Source organism: Vibrio cholerae ATCC 14035, from assembly GCF_000621645.1.
Lineage (GTDB): Bacteria > Pseudomonadota > Gammaproteobacteria > Enterobacterales > Vibrionaceae > Vibrio > Vibrio cholerae.
On sequence record NZ_KK211324.1, the window covers coordinates 55,402 to 79,419 of the forward strand.

General features: G+C 46.3%; 21 protein-coding genes and 2 pseudogenes. 9 read left to right on the top strand and 14 right to left on the bottom strand.

All coding sequences use genetic code 11. The features are described 5' to 3' along the window. Positions 1 to 106: 106 nt before the first annotated feature. Together cadC and zntR are read right to left on the bottom strand one after the other, a co-directional pair. Entirely contained in the window at positions 107 to 1,666 is a 1,560-nt protein-coding gene (gene cadC / locus T411_RS0117995) for a lysine decarboxylation/transport transcriptional activator CadC (protein WP_000579123.1), read from the bottom strand. 226 nt (positions 1,667 to 1,892) lie between these two features. Further along, on the bottom strand, positions 1,893 to 2,291 hold the full coding sequence (zntR, locus tag T411_RS0118000; protein ID WP_000486335.1) for a Zn(2+)-responsive transcriptional regulator: 399 nt from the start codon (positions 2,289 to 2,291) through the stop codon (positions 1,893 to 1,895). A 33-nt stretch (positions 2,292 to 2,324) separates the two neighbouring features. On the opposite strand from zntR, the gene T411_RS1000000120655 reads away from it, so the two are divergent. The 3 genes from T411_RS1000000120655 to purD all read left to right on the top strand — a co-directional run bounded on the left by T411_RS1000000120655 (position 2,325) and on the right by purD (position 5,520). After that, a complete protein-coding gene (locus T411_RS1000000120655) occupies positions 2,325 to 2,504 on the top strand; it encodes a hypothetical protein (RefSeq protein ID WP_000514448.1) in 180 nt (59 codons plus the stop codon). A gap of 75 nt (positions 2,505 to 2,579) precedes the next feature. After that, a complete protein-coding gene (gene purH / locus T411_RS0118005; RefSeq protein WP_001057884.1) occupies positions 2,580 to 4,172 on the top strand; it encodes a bifunctional phosphoribosylaminoimidazolecarboxamide formyltransferase/IMP cyclohydrolase in 1,593 nt (530 codons plus the stop codon). A gap of 58 nt (positions 4,173 to 4,230) precedes the next feature. Further along, positions 4,231 to 5,520: a phosphoribosylamine--glycine ligase gene (gene purD, locus T411_RS0118010; RefSeq protein WP_001197679.1), complete on the top strand. Its 1,290-nt coding sequence runs from the start codon at positions 4,231 to 4,233 to the stop codon at positions 5,518 to 5,520. Between the two features lie 99 nt (positions 5,521 to 5,619). Here purD and T411_RS0118015 read toward each other — a convergent pair whose 3' ends face one another. Further along, positions 5,620 to 6,315 carry a DUF1481 domain-containing protein gene (locus tag T411_RS0118015; protein WP_000813302.1) on the bottom strand — a complete coding sequence of 232 codons (696 nt, stop codon included), beginning with the start codon at positions 6,313 to 6,315 and terminating at the stop codon, positions 5,620 to 5,622. Positions 6,316 to 6,360: 45 nt separating this feature from the next. Then, positions 6,361 to 6,633, bottom strand: coding sequence for a nucleoid-associated protein HU-alpha (gene hupA / locus T411_RS0118020; RefSeq protein WP_001044507.1), 273 nt, complete (start codon positions 6,631 to 6,633; stop codon positions 6,361 to 6,363). A gap of 371 nt (positions 6,634 to 7,004) precedes the next feature. On the opposite strand from hupA, the gene T411_RS0118025 reads away from it, so the two are divergent. Next, positions 7,005 to 8,063, top strand: coding sequence for a CNNM domain-containing protein (locus tag T411_RS0118025; RefSeq protein WP_000479238.1), 1,059 nt, complete (start codon positions 7,005 to 7,007; stop codon positions 8,061 to 8,063). A gap of 347 nt (positions 8,064 to 8,410) precedes the next feature. On the opposite strand, the gene T411_RS0118030 is transcribed toward T411_RS0118025, so the two are convergent. From T411_RS0118030 to T411_RS0118040, 3 genes are all read right to left on the bottom strand, one after another. Further along, complete coding sequence (locus T411_RS0118030; RefSeq protein ID WP_000904774.1) at positions 8,411 to 9,298, bottom strand: ROK family protein; 888 nt, start codon at positions 9,296 to 9,298, stop codon at positions 8,411 to 8,413. Positions 9,299 to 9,356: 58 nt separating this feature from the next. Beyond that, the gene (gene manA, locus T411_RS0118035; RefSeq protein WP_001090275.1) at positions 9,357 to 10,556 is read right to left on the bottom strand and encodes a mannose-6-phosphate isomerase, class I; all 1,200 of its coding nucleotides are present in this window, start codon (positions 10,554 to 10,556) and stop codon (positions 9,357 to 9,359) included. A 362-nt stretch (positions 10,557 to 10,918) separates the two neighbouring features. Then, a complete protein-coding gene (locus T411_RS0118040) occupies positions 10,919 to 11,506 on the bottom strand; it encodes a YjaG family protein (protein ID WP_000941132.1) in 588 nt (195 codons plus the stop codon). Between the two features lie 73 nt (positions 11,507 to 11,579). Between T411_RS0118040 and T411_RS0118045 the strand changes: the two genes are divergently transcribed. Genes T411_RS0118045 through T411_RS0118055 form a run of 3 tightly spaced genes read left to right on the top strand, consistent with a single transcriptional unit; the run spans position 11,580 to position 14,368 of the window. After that, positions 11,580 to 12,503 carry a D-2-hydroxyacid dehydrogenase gene (locus T411_RS0118045; RefSeq protein ID WP_001058664.1) on the top strand — a complete coding sequence of 308 codons (924 nt, stop codon included), beginning with the start codon at positions 11,580 to 11,582 and terminating at the stop codon, positions 12,501 to 12,503. Next, positions 12,503 to 13,075, top strand: a complete 573-nt coding sequence (locus T411_RS0118050; RefSeq protein ID WP_000894086.1) for a uracil-DNA glycosylase family protein — start codon at positions 12,503 to 12,505, stop codon at positions 13,073 to 13,075. Before T411_RS0118045 ends, T411_RS0118050 begins: the two co-directional genes overlap by 1 nt. Positions 13,076 to 13,129: 54 nt before the next feature. After that, on the top strand, positions 13,130 to 14,368 hold the full coding sequence (locus T411_RS0118055) for a mechanosensitive ion channel family protein (protein ID WP_000894643.1): 1,239 nt from the start codon (positions 13,130 to 13,132) through the stop codon (positions 14,366 to 14,368). A gap of 261 nt (positions 14,369 to 14,629) precedes the next feature. On the opposite strand, the gene T411_RS0118060 is transcribed toward T411_RS0118055, so the two are convergent. From T411_RS0118060 to T411_RS0118070, 3 genes are all read right to left on the bottom strand, one after another. Continuing rightward, positions 14,630 to 15,946, bottom strand: coding sequence for an MBL fold metallo-hydrolase RNA specificity domain-containing protein (locus T411_RS0118060; protein ID WP_000454282.1), 1,317 nt, complete (start codon positions 15,944 to 15,946; stop codon positions 14,630 to 14,632). Positions 15,947 to 16,139: 193 nt separating this feature from the next. Beyond that, positions 16,140 to 16,694 (bottom strand): sugar transferase, encoded by a 555-nt coding sequence (locus tag T411_RS0118065; RefSeq protein WP_000236731.1) that lies wholly within the window; start codon positions 16,692 to 16,694, stop codon positions 16,140 to 16,142. Between the two features lie 7 nt (positions 16,695 to 16,701). Then, entirely contained in the window at positions 16,702 to 17,673 is a 972-nt protein-coding gene (locus tag T411_RS0118070) for a UDP-glucose 4-epimerase family protein (protein WP_000433078.1), read from the bottom strand. 152 nt (positions 17,674 to 17,825) lie between these two features. On the opposite strand from T411_RS0118070, the gene T411_RS0118075 reads away from it, so the two are divergent. Together T411_RS0118075 and T411_RS0118080 are read left to right on the top strand one after the other, a co-directional pair. Continuing rightward, the gene (locus tag T411_RS0118075) at positions 17,826 to 19,691 is read left to right on the top strand and encodes a polysaccharide biosynthesis protein (RefSeq protein WP_000494952.1); all 1,866 of its coding nucleotides are present in this window, start codon (positions 17,826 to 17,828) and stop codon (positions 19,689 to 19,691) included. A gap of 7 nt (positions 19,692 to 19,698) precedes the next feature. Further along, a complete protein-coding gene (locus tag T411_RS0118080) occupies positions 19,699 to 20,811 on the top strand; it encodes a glycosyltransferase family 4 protein (protein WP_000865953.1) in 1,113 nt (370 codons plus the stop codon). A gap of 34 nt (positions 20,812 to 20,845) precedes the next feature. Here T411_RS0118080 and T411_RS0118085 read toward each other — a convergent pair whose 3' ends face one another. From T411_RS0118085 to T411_RS0118105, 4 genes and pseudogenes are all read right to left on the bottom strand, one after another. Next, complete coding sequence (locus T411_RS0118085; RefSeq protein ID WP_000681558.1) at positions 20,846 to 21,706, bottom strand: FkbM family methyltransferase; 861 nt, start codon at positions 21,704 to 21,706, stop codon at positions 20,846 to 20,848. A 177-nt stretch (positions 21,707 to 21,883) separates the two neighbouring features. After that, positions 21,884 to 23,003, bottom strand: a pseudogene (locus T411_RS1000000120660) (ISAs1 family transposase). Between the two features lie 169 nt (positions 23,004 to 23,172). Continuing rightward, positions 23,173 to 23,241: pseudogene (locus tag T411_RS1000000120950) on the bottom strand (IS200/IS605 family transposase); the annotation flags it as partial. Between the two features lie 149 nt (positions 23,242 to 23,390). Further along, entirely contained in the window at positions 23,391 to 23,957 is a 567-nt protein-coding gene (locus tag T411_RS0118105) for an acyltransferase (protein WP_000016342.1), read from the bottom strand. Between the last annotated feature and the right edge of the window lie 61 nt (positions 23,958 to 24,018).

Sequence of the window (24,018 nt, forward strand, 5' to 3'; positions counted from 1 at the left end):
ATAAAGCCAGTTCGGAGAAAGAAGGCGCAAGTTCGCTCTATCCCCTTCTTACCGGTCATTCCAAGTCATTTGGGGATAGAGAGATGAGATTGATCGTAGACGAGCGTTACAGTAAACGAACCACCGAAGGATGCACCGAGCGGTACATGGCGTAATCAATGGATTTTAAGTTGGAGTGGAACACCAAGTTTTCGCACAGCAGATAAGTTTCCAGCGACGTGTCCATATAAAACGCTTCACTGTAGGCATCGCTTGCGCCATCCAGATCGCCTTTGAGTTCAGCGTGCTTGCCTTGCAGCACATATGAAAGCACCGATTCCCGCAAACCCTGAGCTTGCGCCAAATAGCGCGTGGCCGCTTCCACTTGGTTTTCGACTGTCGCTTGCAGTGCTAACGCCTCATAAATGCGTGGCTGCACTACCGCTTGAGGGGAATAACTCACCTGCTGCAACTGCTCACTCAACACCAGCATGCGATCTTGATTGAGCGCCTGATCTGGGCTGAGCGCTTGCTGCACATGGTAGGCAATCAGTAATTCGGCTTGGACATAATGGTTGTCCGGCTCTAATTTCAGCACTTGCTCCAATAAATAAATGCCTTTTTGGAACTGCTGACGATCGGCAACGTTCAAATAATGATTGGCGCGCACATACAGCCCTAACGCCGCAGGTTGACGCGGAAAATCCACCAACAAACGCTGTGCTTGCTGCTCTGCATTCGGGATTTTCAACGCTTGCATTACATCCCACTCGGCACTTTTCAGCACAGAGGCCAGATGCTGGCTATCGAGCGGGTATTGGCGACTAAACAGCACCGCATCGGAAGAGTTGTTCTTAAGCTCAAGATCTAAAAACTCATGGCCGTCTTTGTCATTGACTCGCACCATGATTGACTTACCGGGCAAAATGCCTGAGCTGTAAGCCGTTTTACCGAGAATCACCCGATAATCACTCACTTGGGTCAGATCGGCCATCAGCTTTTGTGCGATACCATCGGCAAGCTCATGCGTGAGCGCCTGAGCATGAAAACCGTCTTGGAATTTAAATTCAATCAGATGGGTATCCACCACTTGAGTGATGCGCACTTGCGACTGCTGCACAGTAAAAAAGCCCATCGCTACAATCACTAAGCCAATCCAGATCGCATTGAGCAGATTTAAGCGCCAACGGCTCACATTCGGCTTGCTTGATTTCTTCGGCTGCTGACTTTGGCATACAGCGCGCGTTAACGGGCCGGCAGGAAATACGATCTCGGGAACGGCGTCTTCCACGTCGTCGATATCGTCCGCCAAACAGACATCACTGGCTGTCGACTCTTCTTGGCGAGAAACATAGGGATTGCCATCGAGACGCTGCACATTCGCGACTAACTTATAGCCACGCTTAGGCACCGTCACCACATAGCTGAGGTTTTCTTCGCGTCCATCGCGCAATAGCTTACGCAACTCAAAAATGGATTGAGTGACCACTTGGTCGGTGACAATCGCCCCGTCCCAGACATGTTGAATGAGTTCCTCACGGCCGAATACCTCTCCGGCATGCTCCGCAAGAAAATGCAGCAAGTTAATAAGACGCGGCTCGGCCGAGACCTCCCTATCTTGGCGATACAGCTTATTCTCATCAATGCACAGAACCCAGTCATTGATTTGAAAACAGATTCCAATCATAGAATAGCTCTTTGTATCAGGAAGATAGCATCGGTAAGAGGCAGAATATGCTCGAGCACCACACACCGATGAAGAGCGAAATTATAAGTGCACCAATCTATTTCACCTACTATTGATAAGGCTAAAAATTGCAAACTTAGGTTGTTTAACCATCAGACAACGTCATTCCTAGTGGTAAAAACTAAATTACCCTTATCAATCAGAATATAAATTAGGCGTTATTTCTCTACTCTAACGCGGCTAAAATCGAGCAGTGGCTGGCATTATCTTCGACATGTCCACAGCAGGCATCATTGATTTTTTTCAGCGCGCTGCGAATACGGGTCAGCTCTTCAATCTTTTGGTCGATCACCGCCAGCTTAGCGCTGGTGATCGCTTTCACCTCGGCGCAGCTGTGTTCGGTCGCTTCCAAACGAATTTCCAGCAGCTCTTTAATCTCTTCGAGGCTCAGCCCTAACTCTTTGGCTTTTAAAATAAACGTGACTTGTTGCTGGCTCTTTTCATCGTACAGTCGATAGCCCGACTCGGTGCGCGTTGCCGGAGCAATCAGCTCATTTTTTTCATAGAAACGCAGTGTATCGGTGGAAACGCCGCAGCGTTTGGCTAACTCTCCAATCTGAAACATCACTCCTCCTCCTCCCTGACTACTTGGAGTAGTTTGGGGAAATTTAAGCTTTCGTTAAAATTTGTGCTTGAAAAACCGTTTTTTAGCGATTATTTTTCCCATGCCAAACGATTGCGCGAGATCTTTTGTAATAAATTGGTTAGAATACGCGCCATTCAAATCGCGGCGGATAAGGTATTTCCCCAAATAGCTCTGTTGTTTTTTGCGCGGTGAGGCTTTGCAGCGAGCTTCCCCAACACCGCACAGCAGATCACTTTCGGCAAATATCTTTTAAAGGAAAATGGAAGCATGAACAACGCTCGTCCTATTCACCGTGCGCTTCTCAGCGTATCAGATAAAACCGGCATTGTTGAGTTCGCAAAAGCGCTTGCAGAGCGCGGCGTTGAACTTCTCTCCACCGGTGGCACCGCTCGTCTATTGGCTGAGCAAGGCCTGACGGTAACGGAAGTCTCCGATTACACCGGTTTCCCAGAAATGATGGACGGACGCGTCAAAACCCTGCATCCGAAAGTGCATGGCGGTATTTTAGGCCGTCGCGGCCAAGATGACGCGGTGATGAATACCCACGGCATTCAGCCAATCGATATGGTGGTGGTGAACCTCTATCCTTTCGCCCAAACGGTAGCTAACCCAAATTGCACGCTGGCTGATGCGGTGGAAAACATCGATATCGGCGGGCCGACTATGGTGCGTTCTGCTGCAAAAAACCATAAAGATGTGGCCATTGTGGTGAATGCGCACGATTACGACCGTGTGATCCGCGAAATGGATGCCAACCACAACTCCCTGACGTTAGCGACGCGTTTTGATCTGGCGATTGCCGCTTTTGAACATACCGCGGCGTACGATGGCATGATTGCGAACTACTTCGGCACACTCGTACCTTCTTATGGTGATAACAAAGAAGGGGATGAAGAGAGCAAATTCCCTCGCACGTTCAATGCGCAGTTCATCAAAAAGCAAGATATGCGTTATGGCGAAAACAGCCACCAAGCGGCCGCGTTTTATGTAGAAGCCAATCCACAAGAAGCCTCAGTCGCCACCGCGCGCCAAATTCAAGGTAAAGCCCTTTCTTACAACAACATTGCCGATACCGATGCCGCACTAGAGTGCGTCAAAGAGTTCAGCGAGCCAGCCTGTGTGATTGTGAAACACGCGAACCCATGTGGTGTAGCGCTGGGCGATGATCTTCTGCAAGCTTACAATCGCGCTTACCAAACCGACCCAACCTCGGCATTTGGCGGCATCATTGCCTTTAACCGCGAGCTGGATGGCGAAACCGCAAGAGCGATCATCGAGCGTCAGTTTGTGGAAGTGATCATTGCGCCGAAAGTCTCGCAAGCCGCGATCGACATCGTCGCAGCAAAACAAAACGTACGTTTGCTGGAGTGTGGTGAATGGCAAGGCCAAACCACAGGATTTGATTTGAAGCGCGTGAATGGTGGCTTATTGGTGCAAGATCGTGACCAAGGCATGGTGGCACAAGATGACCTACAAGTGGTTTCGACTCGTCAACCTAGCGACGCTGAGCTGAAAGATGCTCTGTTCTGCTGGAAAGTAGCGAAATACGTGAAATCCAACGCGATTGTGTACGCCAAAGGCGACATGGCCATCGGCATCGGCGCGGGTCAAATGAGCCGTGTTTACTCCGCGAAAATCGCCGGCATCAAAGCCGCCGATGAAGGCTTGGAAGTCGCGGGCAGCGTGATGGCATCGGATGCCTTCTTCCCCTTCCGTGATGGGATTGATGCTGCGGCCGAAGCGGGCATTACCTGTGTTATCCAACCGGGCGGCTCAATGCGCGACCAAGAGGTGATTGATGCGGCCAACGAACACGGTATGGCGATGATCTTCACCGGTATGCGTCACTTCCGTCATTAATTGGCATGATTGGTATGGGGTGCAACGCGCCCCATCTTGTTTAAGTAAGGATTTCACAATGCAAGTTCTCATCATCGGCTCTGGCGGTCGCGAACACGCACTGGCGTGGAAAGTGGCACAAAACCCACAAGTTGACACTATTTACGTCGCGCCCGGCAATGCGGGTACTGCCCTTGAGCACAAGGTGCAAAACGTCAACATTGGCATCACCGACATTCCAGCACTGGTTGCCTTTGCTCAAGATAAAGCGATTGAGCTGACCATCGTTGGCCCAGAAGCACCACTGGTGATTGGTGTGGTCGATGCGTTTCGCGCTGCAGGTTTACCGATTTTTGGCCCCACCCAAGGCGCGGCGCAACTAGAAGGCTCCAAAGCCTTCACTAAAGATTTCCTCGCTCGCCATCACATTCCAACAGCGGCTTACGCCAACTTCACTGAAATTGAGCCAGCTCTGGCTTATGTGCGTAAAAAAGGTGCGCCGATTGTCGTGAAAGCCGACGGTTTAGCGGCGGGCAAAGGCGTAATTGTTGCGATGACTCTGCAAGAGGCCGAAAACGCAATTCAAGACATGCTAGCTGGCAATGCCTTTGGTTCAGCAGGCAGCCGTGTGGTGGTTGAAGAATTCCTTGATGGAGAGGAAGCGAGCTTTATCGTGATGGTTGATGGTGAAAACGTCCTGCCTATGGCCACCAGCCAAGATCACAAACGCGTGGGCGATGCCGATACTGGCCCGAACACCGGCGGTATGGGTGCTTACTCACCAGCGCCAGTGGTGACACAGGACGTCCATGATCGCGTAATGCGTGAAGTGATTTACCCAACCGTGCGCGGCATGGCAGCCGAAGGCAACACCTACACAGGCTTCCTCTACGCGGGTTTGATGATAGATAGCACTGGTGCACCGAAAGTGATTGAGTACAACTGCCGCTTTGGTGACCCAGAAACCCAACCGATCATGATGCGTCTGCAATCGGATCTGGTTGAGCTGTGCCAAGCAGCAATTGCGGGCAAACTGGATCAAGTGGAATCGAAGTGGGATCCACGCGCCTCGATCGGTGTGGTTCTCGCCGCTGGCGGCTACCCTGGCGATTACACCAAAGGTGAGGTGATTTCAGGTCTACCGACTCAAGAAAGCGCAGGACAAAAAGTGTTCCACGCAGGCACCGAAACCCAAGGCGACCAAGTGGTTACGAATGGCGGTCGCGTATTGTGTGCCACGGCGCTGGGCAATACCGTATTAGAAGCGCAGCAACGCGCTTACCAACTGGCGGATCAAATCCACTGGAATGGTATGTTCTGCCGCCGCGATATCGGTTATCGCGCGATTGCGCGTGAGCAAGCCAAGTAAGCGGGCATCCATCTTCTTATCAATAGAAAAAAGCGCGAACTTCGCGCTTTTTTATTCGATAGGTTTTTTATTCGATTAGATTGGCAAACATGGGCCGATTTAATCAAGCAACTCCGGCTCTTTCACACAATCGTGACCCGCATCATCGAGCAACAGCAGCTCGTCGATATGCACTTTGCCGTTACGGATCTTGCCTAAAAACGCCACATAGCTTTCGATAGAAGCTAGGCGGTTAAACGCAAAGCTGGGCAAACTTTGATTAAACTCGACGCGCTGATACTCAACGCCCTGACAAGTCTCAAAGGTTTTACCATTCCAGTAGCCTTGGATCAGCTCTAAACCTTGTTTGTCCTGCTCTTTGGTTGCCTCTGCCACCGCTTTGGCTTGCAAAACGTAGTGAGCCAGTTGCTCTTCATTCATCGGCAGTACTTTTCCGCCCAACCGATACTGCTGATACACCGCTTCGCCTTCTTTGCTAAAACGAATATGGACGCGAAACGGCACCAACTTCTTACCATCCAGATGCTCACCTTCACGGCGAATCTCACGCACTTGTCCCTCTTCCCAGCGATAGCTGGTTTGATAACTGCCGTAGTCACCGGAGGTCACGTAGTCTGAGGCTGAGCTCGGTTTTTGAAAGCGTTCGGTATACCAGTAAAAACTGGTCGCATCACCAATCGTTTTACCACCAGTAAATTGATTGATCTGCTCAAGATTGGGATTAGGAGTAGGAGTAGACGAGCACCCAGCCAATAAGCCAGAGAGCAAAAAGAGGAAGGATAACTGCTGCTTCATAAACAAAAACGCCGAGATGTTCAATCTCGGCGTAGTATAAAGGAATTACTTGATCGCGTCTTTCAGCGCTTTACCTGCTACGAATGCAGGAACGTTAGCTGCCGCAATTTTGATCTCTTCACCGGTCTTTGGATTACGGCCAGTACGAGCAGAACGATGATTAACTTTGAATGTACCAAAACCAATCAGTTGTACTTGGTCGCCGTCTTTCAGAGCACCTTCAACCGCACCCAGAGTCGCTTCAAGAGCTGCTTTCGCTTGCACTTTAGTCAGGTCCGCTTTCTCTGCGATAAAGTCGATCAATTGGGTCTTGTTCATTTAGGTTTCCCTTCTCAATAGGTTATCGAATCGAGCTCACTCTAAAACATAAATGCCCGCTCTGGCAAAGGTTTGTCGCGCAACTTTCGCTTTTATGACGCACTTTTAACCGTAATCTGAGTAACAACTCACAATTTGTTACTAATCCAGCCACAGGTTTACTTGTAATTGAGTGAGAGAAACCTTATTTAAAAAGGGCTAATCGACTGGGAAGCCTGTCATTTCAATCGATTTAGTGACTGAAAAAAGCACTTTCGGCTCCTTCAGGCGAAGCGATTTTTCTTCATATTCTCCCTGTACTTTGCGGCCTTTACCGCGAAGATTGTGAGAAGAAAAGAGTTCGAACGTGCACTTTAAAACAAAGGAATTTTATGTTTCTGCTTGCGATATATATCTCTGTCGCGATTGGCGTATCGTTTATCTGTTCAGTTTTAGAAGCGGTACTCTTAAGTATTACCCCAAGCTATCTAGCCCAGTTGCGCCAACAAGGCAACCCTGCGGCTAATCGCCTAGCAGGCCTAAAGGCGGACATCGACCGCCCACTCGCCTCGATTCTGACCCTCAATACCATTGCGCACACCATAGGTGCTGCGACGGCTGGCGCACAAGCGGCGGTGGTGTTTGGTAGCCAGTGGCTTGGCCTGTTCTCTGCTGTGCTCACCCTAGGCATTCTGGTGCTGTCGGAAATCGTGCCCAAAACCATAGGTGCGACCTACTGGCGTGAACTCGCTCCCCAAGCTTCTCTCGTGCTGCGTTGGATGGTATGGGCGCTGACGCCGTTCGTCTGGTTCTCAGAGCAGATCACTAAGCGCCTCGCGCGCAAAGTTGAAGCGCCAAAGCTACGTGACGAGATCTCCGCGATGGCGATGTTGGCCAATGAAAACGGTGAGTTTGCAGAAGGCGAATCAAAAATGCTGAACAACTTACTGGCGATTCAAAATGTGCCAGTAACGCAAGTTATGACGCCGCGCCCGGTACTGTTTCGCGTTTCCGCGGATCTAACGATTGATGAATTTATCGAGCAGCACCGCGATACGCCGTTCTCGCGCCCGCTGATTTACAGCGAAGAGAAAGACAACATTGTCGGCTTTGTGCACCGCCTTGAGTTGTTTAAAGAGCAGCAAAATGGCCAAGGAAACTTGCTACTGGGTGATGTGATGCGCCCAATCCATGTGGTGCTCAACACCTTGAGCTTACCAAAAGCCTTCGACCAGATGATGCAAAAGCGCTTGCAACTGTCAGTCGTGGTAGACGAATACGGCTCAGTGCAGGGTTTGCTTACCTTAGAAGACATCTTCGAGCACTTGCTCGGCGAAGAGATTATCGATGAAGCCGACCGCACAACCGATATGCAGCAACTAGCCACCGAACGCTGGGAGCACTGGAAGCGCCAGCATCGCATGATCGAAAGCCGCGACGAAGTGGAATAAAAAACGGGAGCTTACGCTCTAATGCCGATCAGTTAAGCAAAAAATGATCGGTTGAACGATGTAAATAATGACGGATAAAGGCTCTTAGAATTAGCACTTAGAGCCTTTATTTTTCAACTTACCAACGCACTTAATCTTGCCAAGGCTACGCCACAATACCGACCAGCTTGGTGTGGATTAAGTTTTTGAGTGTAAAGGCGCGATGTGGAGAACATCAGAGACAAAAGAAAACCGTAAAATATTTCATGTGGCGTCGACAAAGAAGCAAAATAGCAGAAATAAGCTTGAGGGATTATTGCTCAGTAAATGCCCCATTAATCAACAGGGCGTTTGCGAATTATTCAGTGCTAAAGCCAAGCTGCACCACGAATGCCACTGCTGTCTCCAAATACTGCTTTTGCAAAATGTACTTGAGCTGAGTCAGAAAACACATGTCTTGCAGTTGCAGTGGGTAAATCTCGATACAACTCATCAATATTAGAAAGTCCGCCACCAAGAACAATTATATCTGGATCGAGCACATTAACTAATCCAGCAAAACTACGTGCCATGTGATCAATTAGTTGTGTATAACAATGTATAGCTTCCGGTTCTTGTTGCTTATACCGCTTCATGATTTCTGAAGCGGTAATACATTCACCCGTTAAAGCTTGGTAGCTATCCTGAAAACCACTTCCTGAAATAAATCTCTCAATACAATTCTGTCGACCACAATAACAGTACCGTGCTGCCCCATCCTGTTCGAGATGATATCCGGGGAGTGGATTATGCCCCCATTCACCACATATGGCATTTGGCCCAACTAATACCTGACGATTAACTACAATGCTACCCCCGCAACCTGTACCGAGTATCGCACCAAAAACGACCATACTTTCTTTACCAGCCCCATCGATTGCTTCTGAAAGAGCAAAACAGTTTGCATCGTTAGCTAGTTTGACCTCGCGACCTAAACGGTACTGCAAGTCACTTGATAAGTCCTGCCCATTGAGGAAGGTACAATTGGCATTTTTGATCAGGCCAGTAACTGGACTGACTGCACCAGGTAGGCCGATACCAATCGAATCAACAGGTTGGGTGGCTTGCTCAGCATCCACAATCAGACTACAGACACAATCGACAAACTGAGAATAATTATCTGGCGTTGCGATACGCTGTCGATAGAGCATACTACCTTGCTTATCTAACACACATATTTCTATTTTTGTGCCACCAATATCCAATCCAATCAGCATGTAGAATTCCTTTTGCTCTATGGGATGCTCATCATGGTCCGCCATGCTCGAACCATTATTAATTGTATGCTCGCGCGACACGTCCTGCTGCACTTAAGCAGTATTTTTCCGTATAGGCGGGAATAAAGACCGATTGCCCTTTGTGTACTGTAAGAACGGTGCCGCAAGGACTAACTAAAGTAGCATCGCAATCAATTGGCAGTAAAATTTCGGCGCTACTAACTGTGATATTAGCTTGCTGCGGTCGTGGGAAAATCGCGAACTTAAAATCCGCTACAGGCACTGGGAAACTGAGCATATCTCCTTGTTGAATTGGTGTGAGCAATAAGGTGGCTTCAGATTTTTCCTTAAATAGAGTGCATTTAGCAAGTTCTACCACATCAATATGCTTTGGAGTGAGCCCAGCACGCAGCACATTATCGGAATTAGCCATGATTTCCAAAGCTGTACCTTTCAAGTAAGCATGAGGTGTGCGCGCATCTAAGAACATTGCTTCGCCAGGTTGAAGGGTTAAAACATGCAGCATCAAAGGCGCGAAAAGGCCAATGTCATTTGGGTATTGTGTCGCTAGTTCTTCGATTAAGGCAAATATAGGTTGTTTTGCATGCGATCGAGCATAGCTAAGCAATTGTTCTAAAACGCGTCTTTTTTTTTCACCACAGAGTGAGAGTAATTTAGTAAAAAAGTGTTCGAGCCCTGTTTCGTTTTGGTTTCGTTTAAGGTGGCTCAATAGCGAAGCTATTTCATCGATAGCCAAGGCGCTAAATAGTGAAATAATGTCACTTAATGGACGAAAACCATTCATGGCTTGATAATTGGTAAGCGCGTAAACCAGTTCTGGTTTATGGTTAGGATCTTTATAGTTTCGATTTGTAGCGTTTATCAAAATTCCTTGGGCATTTTCGCGAGCAAATCCTTCCTCTGCTTCTGCTTTGCTTGGGTGAACTTGAATCGAAAGCGCTTGATTTGCAGCAAGAATTTTAAACAAATAAGGTAGCTCACCAAACTGTTCTACTGTTTGGATTGAGAGAAAGTCAGTTTTTTTTTGTTCTATTAGAGTACTGAGTTTTATTTTTTCTCCAGAAAATTCGACGTATGAGCAACCATTCGGGTGAGTACCCATCCATACTTCAGCTTGAGGTTCTCCCTTTGGATTAGGAATGTCAAACAACTGGTTTATTGAGTCAATACTGCCCCATGCGTATGATTGGATAACGTTATGCATAATAAAAAATGGAGCTGGAATTGCGGTGTTCATATATGGTCCCTAGTCAAAAAAATACTTGCATTATAAACTGCACATATTCAATTACAGCATGCAATATCAAAACATTTAGATTCCTACCTAAAATATAGAAACTGCTTTGGCAGAAAAAAATCAAGATACTACTTCCAAACGAAACACCAACAAAGAAATAGGCTTATGAACATCATTACACTACTTGGAGGTTGGAAAGATAGTAAAATAAACGAAAAAGCTGCCTAAGACGCTTTGGGAAAGATGACTCAAATTGTAAGCCATCCTTGACGGATAAGAATTTCCCCCCTGTCTATTGAACAAAAATTGTGTTCAATAGACAGGGGACTATCTCTGAGAATTCTTTTTCAATCGCGAGGAAATTACAACTCCACCCCAATATTGCTGACCCCTTCTTCGCGCAGCTCTTTGCGTAGGTCTTTGATGAGGTCAATGTCACGCTCAACCGCTTCACGCAGCGGACGGAAAATCGCCCACTGTACATCCCACTCGGCGCACACGGCTTCATTCTCTTTTTGGTTATCGTTGGTGATGGCTTCACCGGTTTGTGCTTCTTCCAGTTGAGCGACGGTTTGTACCGAAATCTGGCTCACTTTGATCATAGATTCCGCTAAATCATCACGATCCAACAAACCATGCAGCAGGGTTGCCAAGCCTTCACAGGCATCAATCGCGGGATACACGGCGTACAAATCAAACGCATCCGAAGTTGGGATCAGCTCTTCGAGCTTTTCAAGCTGATGCTCAAAGTTCACTTTGGCATTTTTTACCGTCATCAATTCCCACACGCTGTCGAGAATGTCACGGTAGATACGCGCCTCAGCAAACTGCGTGTGCTCACAGAACATAGCGTAATTCGGATACATACGTTCACACAGACAGGCCATAAAGGTAATCTGTTGCCAAGGTTCAAACTTCTCAAGACGAAGCTGTAGAGGGTTTTGTAACATAGTCACTTCAAATCGTTGCGGAAAAAGACAGCGGAAGTGTACTGGATAACCATAAGGGAAAAAAGACGCGCCTATGAACAATTTCCACCAGCTGTATATTCTGACTGAACATGATGAACACTACCGCGAGCAGATCCTTGAGCGCCAACTGGAAGGGCTCGCCTTGACCGAAGATCGCGCCAAGGCCACGATTTTGTTGGCCGCACCGCCGATGGCCGCCCGCCGTTTGGATGAGTTTCCGCGCTTGCAATGGCTGCATTCCGCCTATGCCGGCGTCGATACCTTGATGGACCCCAAACTGCGCAAAAACTATCTGCTGACCAACGTCAAAGGCATCTTCGGGCACCTGATCGCCGAGTATGTGATGGGTTACGCTATCCAATATCAGCGCGATTTTCGCCTGTATCAAACCCAACAAGCTGAGCGCCTTTGGCAGCCGCGCCCTTACTCTTCACTTGCCAATCAAACCCTAGTGATTTTGGGCACTGGCTCGATTGGTAGCCATTTAGCCCATGTGGCTAAACAGTTTGGGCTGCGAGTGGTGGGCGTCAATCGCACCGGCATTCCGGCCAAAGAAGGGCATTTTGATGCCACTTATCACATCAGTGAGCTGCCAGCCGCTTTAATGCGCGCCGACTTACTGGTGAATACGCTGCCCAACACCCCCGCAACCGAAGGGCTGCTCAATCAAGAAAATCTTCGCCACTGCCACCAAGCGCTGCTGTTTAACGTCGGGCGTGGCAAAACGTTAGTAGAGCAGGGTCTGCCGGATTTAATTGCAGCAGGACACATTCGCCACGCGTTTTTGGATGTGTTTATCAAAGAGCCACTCGCTCAAGATCACCCATTCTGGGACAATCCGGCGATCACCATCACACCACACATCGCGGCGGTCAGCTTTCCAGAGCAAGTGGTCGATATCTTCGCCGATAACTACCAACGTTGGTGCGATAACTTGCCACTGCGTAATCAGATTGATTTTGAAAAAGGCTACTGATGCTTGAGTCACTGCTGACGGAAATTCGCCAGTGCACAGTGTGTGAACCCCATTTACCCTTGGGCGCGAATCCGGTGATCCGCGCCCATCCGGCGGCGAAGATTTTAATTATTGGCCAAGCACCGGGCACTAAGGTGCACCAAACCTCCATTCCGTGGAATGATGCCAGCGGTGAGCGGCTGCGTCAGTGGTTGGGTTTAGATCGCGAAGCGTTTTACTGCGAAGAAAACATCGCCATCATGCCGATGGGGCTTTGCTATCCGGGCAAAGGGCGCAGCGGAGATTTACCGCCACGTAAAGAGTGTGCGCCACTGTGGCATGCCAAAGTGCTGGAACAACTGCCCAATCGGCAACTCACTCTCCTGATTGGACAATATGCACAGCATTATTATCTGTCGGACAAACCCAGCACCTTGACCGAAACGGTACAGCAGTGGCAACGCTGGGCGCCTTCGGTCTTACCGCTACCGCATCCCTCTCCACGCAACACCTTATGGCTGAAAAATCACCCTTGGTTTGAGCAAGACATCGTGCCCTACCTACGCCAACGAGTGAAGCAAGTACTTACATAGCAAGCCGTTAGGGTTTGAGGTAGTATGGCGCGCAGATTGATTAAGGAGTAAGCCATGCTTGAAACATTAACCTTGTGGTTACAGAAGTTTGATATTGAAATTGAACGCGTGATCCAGCTTGCGGAAGCGCTCGGGCTGATCGCAGCCATTTCGATTGCCATTCATCTCGTGTTACACCGTGGAGTGCTGCTGTGGCTCAAACGCCATACCCACCATGAGCAAAGCGTTTGGCGCAATGCTCTGTTTAAAGAGCACCTATTTAGCCGCGTTGCCTTACTGATCCAAGGTGTGGTGATTGCGGTGCAAACCCAGTTGTGGCTAAGCCCTAACACCTTTGCTTACGATGTTCTGCACACCCTAACCTCATTGTGGATTGTGGTGTTTGGCATGCTGGCCACTTACTCCGTACTCAACGTGCTGGAACTGCTGATCAGCCGAACCCAAGTGGGTAAAAACCTGCCGACACGCGGCATTTTGCAAAGCATCAAGCTGATTGTGTTTATTATCGCGGCGCTGTTTTTCACCTCAATTTTGATCGGTAAATCGCCAGTGATTCTGCTCAGCGGCTTAGGTGCGATGACCGCCGTCTTTATGTTGGTATTTAAAGACCCGATCCTCGGCTTAGTTGCAGGGGTACAACTTTCGGCCAACAAAATGCTCTCGGTCGGTGACTGGTTGGAAATGCCCAAATATGGCGCAGATGGCTCTGTGATTGATATCAGCCTAACCACAGTCAAAGTGCAGAACTGGGATAAAACCATCACCACCATTCCAAGCTACGCCCTGATTTCAGATTCCTTTAAAAACTGGAAAGGCATGCAAGAGTCTGGCGGTCGCCGTATCAAACGCAGCATTTTGATTGATGCCACCAGCGTGCATTTTTTAACAGAAGAAGAGAAACAAGCGCTGAAAAAAGCGCAACTGCTTGAGCCCTACTTGGTCGAGAAAGAGCAAGAGATCAGCAGCTACAACCAACAAAAACATTGGGATTTGGCCTGCCGTATCAATGGCCGCCGCCTGACCAACATCGGCAGTTTCCGCGCTTATTTAGAGCGCTACCTGCGTACTCACCCCAATATTCACCAAGATATGACGCTGATGGTGCGTCAGTTAGCGCCCACTCACGATGGCATTTCGCTAGAGGTGTACTGCTTTACCAGCACCACAGTGTGGGTGGAGTATGAGCGTATTCAGTCGGATATTTTTGATCATATTTACGCGGTACTGCCTGAGTTTGACCTGCGCGTCTCGCAAGCCCCCACAGGCAATGACTTTCGCGCTCTGAGAGGCTAAACACCGCCCCTCCATTCGCGCGCATCGATCTTACCCCTCCTCCTTCTAGGGGGGAGGACGGGAGGGGGTATTTCACACCAAGCCAAACAGAAAATGCACAATATAAGCATCCGCAAGCGCCAAATACCCCACCCTAACCCTCCCCTAAAAGGGGAGGGAAACAAGCTTAATCTTGCTGATTGATAAAGAGATGGCTCTTGCACCTCCCCCTTCTAGGGGGAGGACAGGAGGGGGTATTTCACATCAAACCAAGCTTCCCAGTCAAAGCACCGAATATCCGAGTTGAGTAAGCTCAGCCGCGAACGCTTGCTTGGCTGGGGCTTCACCGTGGATCAGATGCACTTGCTTGGGCTTTTCAGGAATGCCGGTAATAAAGCGCAGCAAATCGGCCTTATCGGCGTGAGCGGAATAACCGGACATCGTATGAATATGCGCGTTGACTTCCACTTCAGTCCCCTCAATCCAGACCGAAGGTTGACCACTTTGAATACTGCGCCCAAGCGTGCCTTCTGCTTGAAAGCCGGCCAAAATCAGGTCAGTGCGCTTATCCGGCAGCAGCGCTTTTAAATAATCCATAATGCGGCCGCCCTGACACATCCCCGACGCCGCCACCACAATCGCCGCCTCTCCGGTTGAGGCTAAACGGTTGACCAAGCGCTCATGGGTTCGGTGATCTTCCACCGTAATACACTGCTCAAACGCCAACGGATGCCGATGCATTTGCAGCCGCGCTTTGGCTTCTCGTCCCCATAACTGCTTAAAGCGACGATAAGAACGCGTCACTCGCTGCGCCATCGGCGAATCGAGAATAATCGGCAAGTTAGCATCGATTTGCTGAGAAAAGATGAGCTGCTCAATATCAAAGAGCAGCTCTTGCGTGCGACCGACACTGAACGCCGGGATCAAAATCGCACCGCCGTCAGTCAGTGAGCGCTCAATCATCGCGCGCAGCCGCTGCCCTCGGCTCTGCACATCCTCGTGCTGCTTATCGCCATAAGTGGTTTCAATAAACAGATAATCTGCCCGCTCTGGCGACTGCGGATCAGGCAACAAAGGCGTATGGCTTGGCCCCAAATCCCCTGAAAACACCACCACCTCACCATTCGGACGCCGGGTTTCCACATACGCCGAGCCCAAAATATGCCCCGCAGGCTGAAAGCGCACCCAGAGCGAATCAGCACGCTTAGGCTGCACTGCAAACCACTTTTGGTAATCTTGCACCCGCAGCAAACGGCGCACCTCAGTCAGTACGCGCTCACTCTGCTTGGGAGACATCCCTAACTGCAGCTTTAAACCATCTTCCAGCATCAATGGCACCAGCTCCGCCGTTGCCGCCGTAGAGTAAATCGGCTGCTTAAGGCCCGCCGCCAATAACCAAGGCAAACGGCCAATATGGTCGATGTGCGCATGAGTTAAGATCAGAGCATCCACATGCCCCAGCGCAAACTCCACAGCCAACGGGCGTTCATCCGCCCCTTGAAACAAGCCGCAATCAATCAGCAGCGCTTGCCCATCGGCTCGCAATTCATGGCATGAACCCGTGACACTCGCCTTCCCTCCGTGATGAACCACTTCCATGTTGTTTCTCCTGTTTTGCGCCACCTTGCCGTGGTTAGCTCGCCTCAGCAACGCACCGAGCCACCAAACTGCGAGCCAATCACCACAAACTCAGCGATAAGCAACAGCCCATCGACAAATCAGTGCGTAAATAACTACATCGACAAGAGTAAAAGCCATAACAATCGAGCCGTCCAACTGGACGGCTTGATTGTTATGGCTTAACACGATCACCCGCTCCCTTGCCTAAAACGGTCTGAATGATATACGTAAAGTAGTTTTTTAAATTCAGCGTTTGAATCATCTGTTGATCAAGCTCTGCAAGCTTTACCGGTGTCGACATATCCACTTCGTTTACTTGAGCCAGTCCCGTAATGCCAGGGAGAACAGTAAACACTCCACGGGCTTCTCGTTCAACAATCAGATCTTGTTGATTAAACAAGCAAGGTCGAGGCCCAACTAAACTCATTTCCCCCTTCAGCACATTGATCAATTGTGGAAGCTCATCAAGCTTGGTTTTGCGCAGAAACTGACCAAGCCTAGTGACAGAAGAAGCACCAACCAAATGGGTTGCCACCGACGCAGTATTCTTTGGCATGGTTCGAAATTTAATGAGGGTAAATGGACGCTGATTCTTACCGACTCGCTGTTGGCAGAAAATGGGGGAGCCAGTATCAAAATAGCCCAAAATGCACACAATCAATAACACAGGCCAGAGTAACAACAGCCCAACTAGAGCAAAAATAAAATCAAGAAATCGAATAACCATGTCTTTATCACTTAGATGATTGAGATAAGTAGAAATTTACCGTGCGCGCTATGCCCTGTTCGAAACTCACAGGTGGCGACCAGTGTAGTGTTTTTTGGGTATGAGCGATATCCAGTTGTAAGTTACCGCATAAGCGCTGCCCCAGCTCTGGCTTACCCAATAGCCTCAGTAACCACTGCAGTCCGGTTTGTGGAATGGGTAATAATCTGGGTCGAATCTGCATTGCTTGGGCGATAGTTCTAAGAAGCGTGGTCAAAGAAACATCGTGGTTATCAGAAACTAAAAAAATCTCCCCTGCGGCTTTGGGGTGCTGGCAACAAACTAAGATTAGATCGACTAAATTGTCCAAATACACCAGACTACGCATATTCCCCACCGCACCAAGAGGTAAGGGAATTTGCTTTTTGACCCAATTCATCATAGAAAGGAAGTTAGCCTTAACCCCTTCGCCATACACTAACGGTGGACGAATGATCACAACTTCAAGTCCAGTTTCTGCTGCGAGCTCTAATAACTGTTGTTCCGCCTCATATTTACTTAAGCCGTAAGGGTCAGAGGGAATGTGTTGATCATCATGCTGAAAAGCAGACCCAGCTTTGGTTTGCTCACCGTTGACTTTAATTGAGCTTAAAAAGATAAATCTTTTGACTCCAGCAGATACTGCTTGCTTCGCCAAATTCAGAGTGCCTTGTGTATTCACATCACGATACGCTTTAAGGGCATCCGCTTCTGTTTCTTGCATTTGGTGAACTCTAGCGGCGCAATGAACTACACAATCGACACCGACTAAAGCTCTCTCCCAATCTGTATTTGGTGTGATATCAAGCAATACCTGCTCAAATGAATAGGGTTGTTGGCTGCGCGATTGCGCAACCAGTGCATACCCTATATTTTGCGCTTGGGTGAGTACTCGCAAACCGACAAAGCCAGATGCTCCAGTCACAAGTATTTTTAATGGTGTTTGATTATCTGGTTCCATCTTACCCTATCTTTTTACAAAACTATGCCAACGATCAGCATCATGAGTCTGGCAAACGCTACTCAAGCAAACTACAATTCGGGCGATACTAATATAACGCATAACAATATCAACCCGTTGGGTTGGCTAATTATAAGGCGAGCTGCTAAGCAATGTTTACCCCTATTCAACTGCTCTTAAGCGCACAGCGTCATCATAAGCGTATGATAACGTTGCTATATGATGTATTTGCGCTGATGTTTTCCCTTTATGCTGCCATCGCACTACGCTTAGATACTTTAGCATTCACGTTTAGCTTCCCAGAGTTTCTGAGCATGATGACAACGGTAGGGGTCACTCTCTACTGCTTTGTCCGACTCGGTATGTATCGCGCAGTGCTACGTTATATGATGCTGCCTGCGATCGGCTATATCTTTTTGTCTGTCATCATTTCTGCGGTGACGCTAGCACTAAGCGGCTTTTTCTTTCAGGCCTTTATTCCCCGCAGTGTCCCCTTTATTTATGCAGGCCTAGCAACGCTGACTTTAGGTGGGCCTAGAATTTTTATTCGCACCATCTATTACCATTATTACAAGCGTCAGAAACCAAATGTTTTTATCTATGGTGCAGGTTCAACAGGGCGAGATCTGGCCTATGCTCTCATTCAAGGTGATGAGTACCACCCGGTAATCTTCTTAGATGATGATCCAGCTAAAACAGGACAAATTATATTTGGGCTGCGAGTGCACCATAGTAGTGATTTTGAATCACTCAGAAATCTTTATGAACCCGTAAAGATGCTGATCGCCATAAATAATATCGGTAAAAATACACGTATAAAATTACTTGAACGACTCTCTCATTGGCCCATTGAGATTCAATCTGTCCCCTCAGTGGAAGATATTGCTGCGGGACGCGCAAAAGCGACTGATGTACAAGATCTTGATATCGCAGATTTGCTTGGCCGCGCACCGGTTGAACCCGACTTAGCGCTGTTACAAAAAAACATTACTGAAAAATCCGTCATGGTCACTGGAGCGGGAGGTTCGATTGGCTCAGAGTTATGCAGACAAATCTTGGCTCAAAAACCTAAAACCTTAGTGTTATTTGAGCTCAATGAATATAACTTGTATACCATCGATCAGGAATTACAAGCGATCAAACAGAATTTAAAACTCAACACGAAAATAGTTGCAGCACTTGGCTCAGTACAACGTGAAAACCGCGTCAAAAAACTCATGCAAGCTCATCAGGTTGAAACGGTTTACCATGCTGCAGCTTATAAACACGTTCCTCTCGTTGAAGATAATGTTATCGAAGGCATTCGCAACAATGTCTTTGGAACATTAGCCTGTGCTAATGCAGCTATAGAAGCTGGCGTAAAAAACTTTACTCTGATTTCAACGGATAAAGCCGTGCGGCCAACGAATATCATGGGAGCAAGCAAGCGGATGGCAGAGCTGGTACTACAAGCCCTAGCCGATAAAAACAGTACAACCATTTTTACCATGGTACGTTTCGGGAATGTCTTAGGCTCTTCAGGTTCGGTCGTTCCTCTATTCAAAAAACAGATCCGCGCAGGTGGGCCAGTAACGGTAACTCACCCTGATATCATCCGATATTTCATGCTGATTCCAGAAGCCGCTCAGCTTGTCATTCAAGCTGGGGCGATGAGTCATAATGGACAAGTCTTTGTCCTCGATATGGGTGAACCAGTAAAAATCGTCGATCTCGCCAAACGTATGATTCATCTTATGGGCATGAAAGAATTCTGCGATGGAAGAAGTGATGAAGGCGATATCGAGATCAAGTTTACTGGCTTGCGCCCAGGAGAAAAGCTCTATGAAGAGCTACTTATCGGAGAGAATGTGGAAGGCACTAGCCATCAAAAGATCATGACAGCATGTGAAGAAAAACTGAGTTGGGATGCCATGGAAGACCTACTCACGGAACTTGATGTATGCTGTCATAACTTTGATGTTGAATGTATTAAGCGAATTTTACTTGATGCACCTACGGGTTATTCGCCACAAAAATGAGAATAAAATGAAAGTATTGCATGTATATAGAACCTGTTATCCTGAAACAAAAGGCGGTGTTGAGCAAGTTATTCGATTTATAGCATCGGGAACAAAACCGTTAGGAATAGAAACTAAAATACTTACATTATCTGATAATCAAACTTCTTCTTATTATTGTGAAGGAACAGAAATAATCTCAGTAAAAAAATCGATTGAAATCTCTTCAAATGGATTCTCGTGGAAGCTAATTAGACAATTCAAGAAACTTTCAAAATGGGCTGACATAATCCATTACCATTATCCATGGCCAACCGGAGACTTTCTCTCTTTATTTGGCTCATCGAATCCAAGTATTGTAACGTATCATTCCGATATTATTCGTCAAAAGTGCTTAAAGAAATTATATCAACCACTTGAGAGTCATTTTTTAAATCAAGCAAATATCCTTGTGGCAACATCACCACAATATGCACACACAAGCGAGAATTTGTTAAGGCATAAAAATAAGGTAAAAATAATTCCACTTGCCGTTGATGAGAATACTTATCCTATCCCATCAAACGATAATATTAATAAATGGCGAGAAAAAGTAGGGGAAGGTTTTTTCTTATTTGTTGGCGTATTACGGTACTACAAGGGTCTAGATTTCTTACTTGAAGCAGCAAAAATCAACCAGCTACCTGTTATAATTGCTGGTGACGGTCCGGAAAGAGTAAAACTAGAGTCTTATATTGCCAAACACAATCTTGAAAACGTTAAGCTAGTAGGATTCATTTCTGAGGAAGACAAAGTCATATTACATTTACTTTCTAAAGCTTTTGTTTTCCCATCTCACCTACGCTCAGAAGCTTTTGGTATATCACTTATCGAAGCACAAATGTACTGTAAAGCCATTATTAGTAGTGATATTGGCACAGGTTCATCTTATGTGAACATCAATGGCGAAACAGGGTTAGTTGTTCCGCCAGCTGACAGTCAAAGCTTTTCCGATGCAATGTTAAAAATAGAACATGATACAAAACTTTGTGAAAAATTAGGTATTAATGCTCGCAAACGTTTTGAACAGGAATTCACAGCACATCGCTATGCACAAAGCTATACTAAACTGTATAGTGAACTCTTCGGAAATGTCTGTTGAACTTGCAATGACATACGGAATATATTAAATTATTTTATGATACATATTTAAAACAGATATTCCCATTAATATCCTGCGTTGCTTTATTAAACTCAGGATGTTCAGCGGATGATAATGGATGAATAAAATATGCCTTACTTCCGAATTTTGAGTTTATTATGTTAAAAATCTCATCAAAAGTTCTATTAGACCTCTGTATATGACCCATTGCAAATTCAAAGCAAATATAATATTCAATTCCATTATGCTTTTCTGTGAATTCGTAAATCTGGTTTAATATCTCTATTTCTGCGCCTTCAGCATCAATTTTTATAACTACAGAGTTAGTAGGCGATATATCTAAACTACTTAACTTTCTAACCAGAACTTGGCTATTTTTAACCTTATCTGCTATGTCTGTATTTTTTTTAAAATATAATGATGACACCCTATTATCAAACTCATAAACTTCGAAAATATTTTCCCCTTCATTCTCACCTATTGCACAGCCAAAATGATGAAACTCAACTAGTGGATTATTTAATTGAACATTCATCCTAATACTATTTTCCATTTCTGTGAGTGGTTCTATCGCTATAATTTTTCCTTGGTGTATATGACGAGCAGCGATTCCACAGAAAGTTCCAACGTTTGCACCGATATCAATATAAGTGGTGTCATGCTTACAATGATTAACAATCCAGTGACGCATACCTAAATCAAAGTTTGGGTTTTTGTAGCTTAAAGCATGGTTCAACTGCACTCTGGGAAAACAATGCAATCCAAATTCGCTTTCAAGAATTAAAAACTCTCCATTGTAAATGAAGTTTCGATTATCATGAACAGACTTTGACTGAATAGCATCAAGCTCTGTTTTAATTAATTTTTGTACATAGTTTTTTATTAGATGTTTCATTACTACCTCAATTTTAAATAATATTAGCGTAAAAAATAACATACAGAATCAACTTGCAGATGCAGGTTTGAGGACCTGAAAGGGCATTGTTGACCAATAATGGATTTGCCATTTTATTGACATTTAGAAGGAATTTCATCCAAAGCCTTTAGCACGGAAACCGCATGAACATCACCGTCACGTAAGGCTTTCAAGAACCTTACTTAGGTACTTTTCGTTCATTGCGCAGTTCATCCGTTTACGTTTGATACCACCTTTAAACGTGGGTTCGCTCTTTAATAGGTTCAAACATATCTGCCTGATCCTTGCAAAGGCCTCTGCTCGATCGTCCGCTCTAATGCGTGAATTGTCCTCACAAAATGCGGTATCAAGTGACCAATCCATGACCTCTACCCCCTAGTGAGAACAAGTCGCTTCAAGTAACGTTTGAGCTTCCAATTCTTTAGAGCATATGTAGTAACGAATACTCACATCTTGCTCTGTTGCGACTGCCGATTCTTGTCGAATTGAAGCCACGGTGCCCATTGATTTAAGCTCAGGCCATTCATGTTCAATATCACCCAAAACCGACAAATCGCGATTCACTAAAGCCACTCTCGTTTCTATTCTTCCGTGACTTTTTTCTTGTGTACTATAAGAACTACCGTCGAAGTCGTGAAGCATGTCCATTCGAAGATAATCATCAAAGGCTTGCTCAAGCATTCCCTGATTACCTTTGACCGCCAATAAATAATCCGCTTCTTTATCAAGAATTTTCTGTGCTATTTTCTTTTGGCAGCCCATTGCATCAATCGTAATCAAGCACATCTAGTAAGTCAAGTAGCTTGGGGATCGCGGTAATCTCGTTGCTCTTAGAATCAACCTTCAGTTGCCCAATGCTCATTCCATTTGCTGTAGCAAGAGCGTTCACCATGTGGATTGTTCCTTTGCCTTTCGAGCGGTCATAAGAGCCGCGTAATGTTTCACCGTCGATGGCAATAACTTCACCATCCGTTAGTGTATGGCAGTCCTTCATCCAGGTAATGAAGCTTCTTTGCAAAGCTACAGGATTAATCATACCCATCACACGAGAAAGCGTATCCGCAGAAGGCATTCCAGCTTAAAAGTGACCATATCGTTTAAGGAAATCTAAGCGAGCATGACCAAAATCGATAATGCCATCCCAGCCATCGTGACCCGACAAAACACCACATATTGTCAGCAAAATAATGTCTGATAATTTGTGTTCTACTTTGCTTTCTTGTCGATAGTCTTTAATGATTTGGAAATGCATAAATGGGTTGATTGACTCGCTCATATTTAGGCTCCTATATTGTCTAGGAGCTATTACAAAACAACAGAAATGATCTACAAGGCGATCTTAAATTTCATCGGATTACATCTAAAAACTGAGATTAATGAAGCATTGGTAACTTATTCTAAGCATCACCGCAGCCCTTATATATCAACGACCTTCATGCGGTTTCCCTGGGTGTCCAAACGATATGATATTTGCAACGCCAATAGACGTGTGATGAACTTCTGTAGTCGCCCATGTTATTTGAATCCTCTTACTTATGGTGAATAAGAGTTTGTCTTCTAACATGGGCGCATTTTCGGGAAAAATGCCCCTAGGAACAATCACCACCGCTAAAAGCGGTGGTTTAGGGATGACAATAAAAATCAAGTATCTTCTGATACTTTTCTACAAAATAAGTTTCTTTTCAAGCTCCAATGGTTTACGGGCCTTTCTGATAAATTTCTGTATTGGATTACCAGAATATATATGCCAATCATCCAAAGACTTATTCACCAACGATAATGCTCCAACTGAAACACCTTCTCCCACAATGACTTTAGGTAAAACAACACATCCAGCCCCAAGTATTGAGTGCTTTTTGATCAAAACTGGGAGTGACGTAACTTTCGTAAGCTCTTCTGGAACAGTTGGGTTACTCATAGCCATTCCGGTGTAGTCATCAGAGGAAGAGTAAATAGATACTCTTCCTGATACACCTACAAAATCTTCTAGGGTTATTTTTCCAGCGCCTATCAAGCTGCTGTATACTCCAATATGTACGTGAGAGCCAATTTCGACGCCGCCGACACCTGCTGATATCGTGACATAATCATCAATTCTAACGTTTGAACCTATAGAAATTCGACTGATGCCATAAAGTGAAGCCTTTTCAGAAATTTTTACATTCTTTCCTAAAGAAGAAAAACCCATTTGTTTCAATACATCTTCACTGTAGTAACCGTTACCGCTCATAATTACACCCTAAGTTTGGAACATCGACTTATTGAAACGAATTTTTCTTGAGTCTATTCTG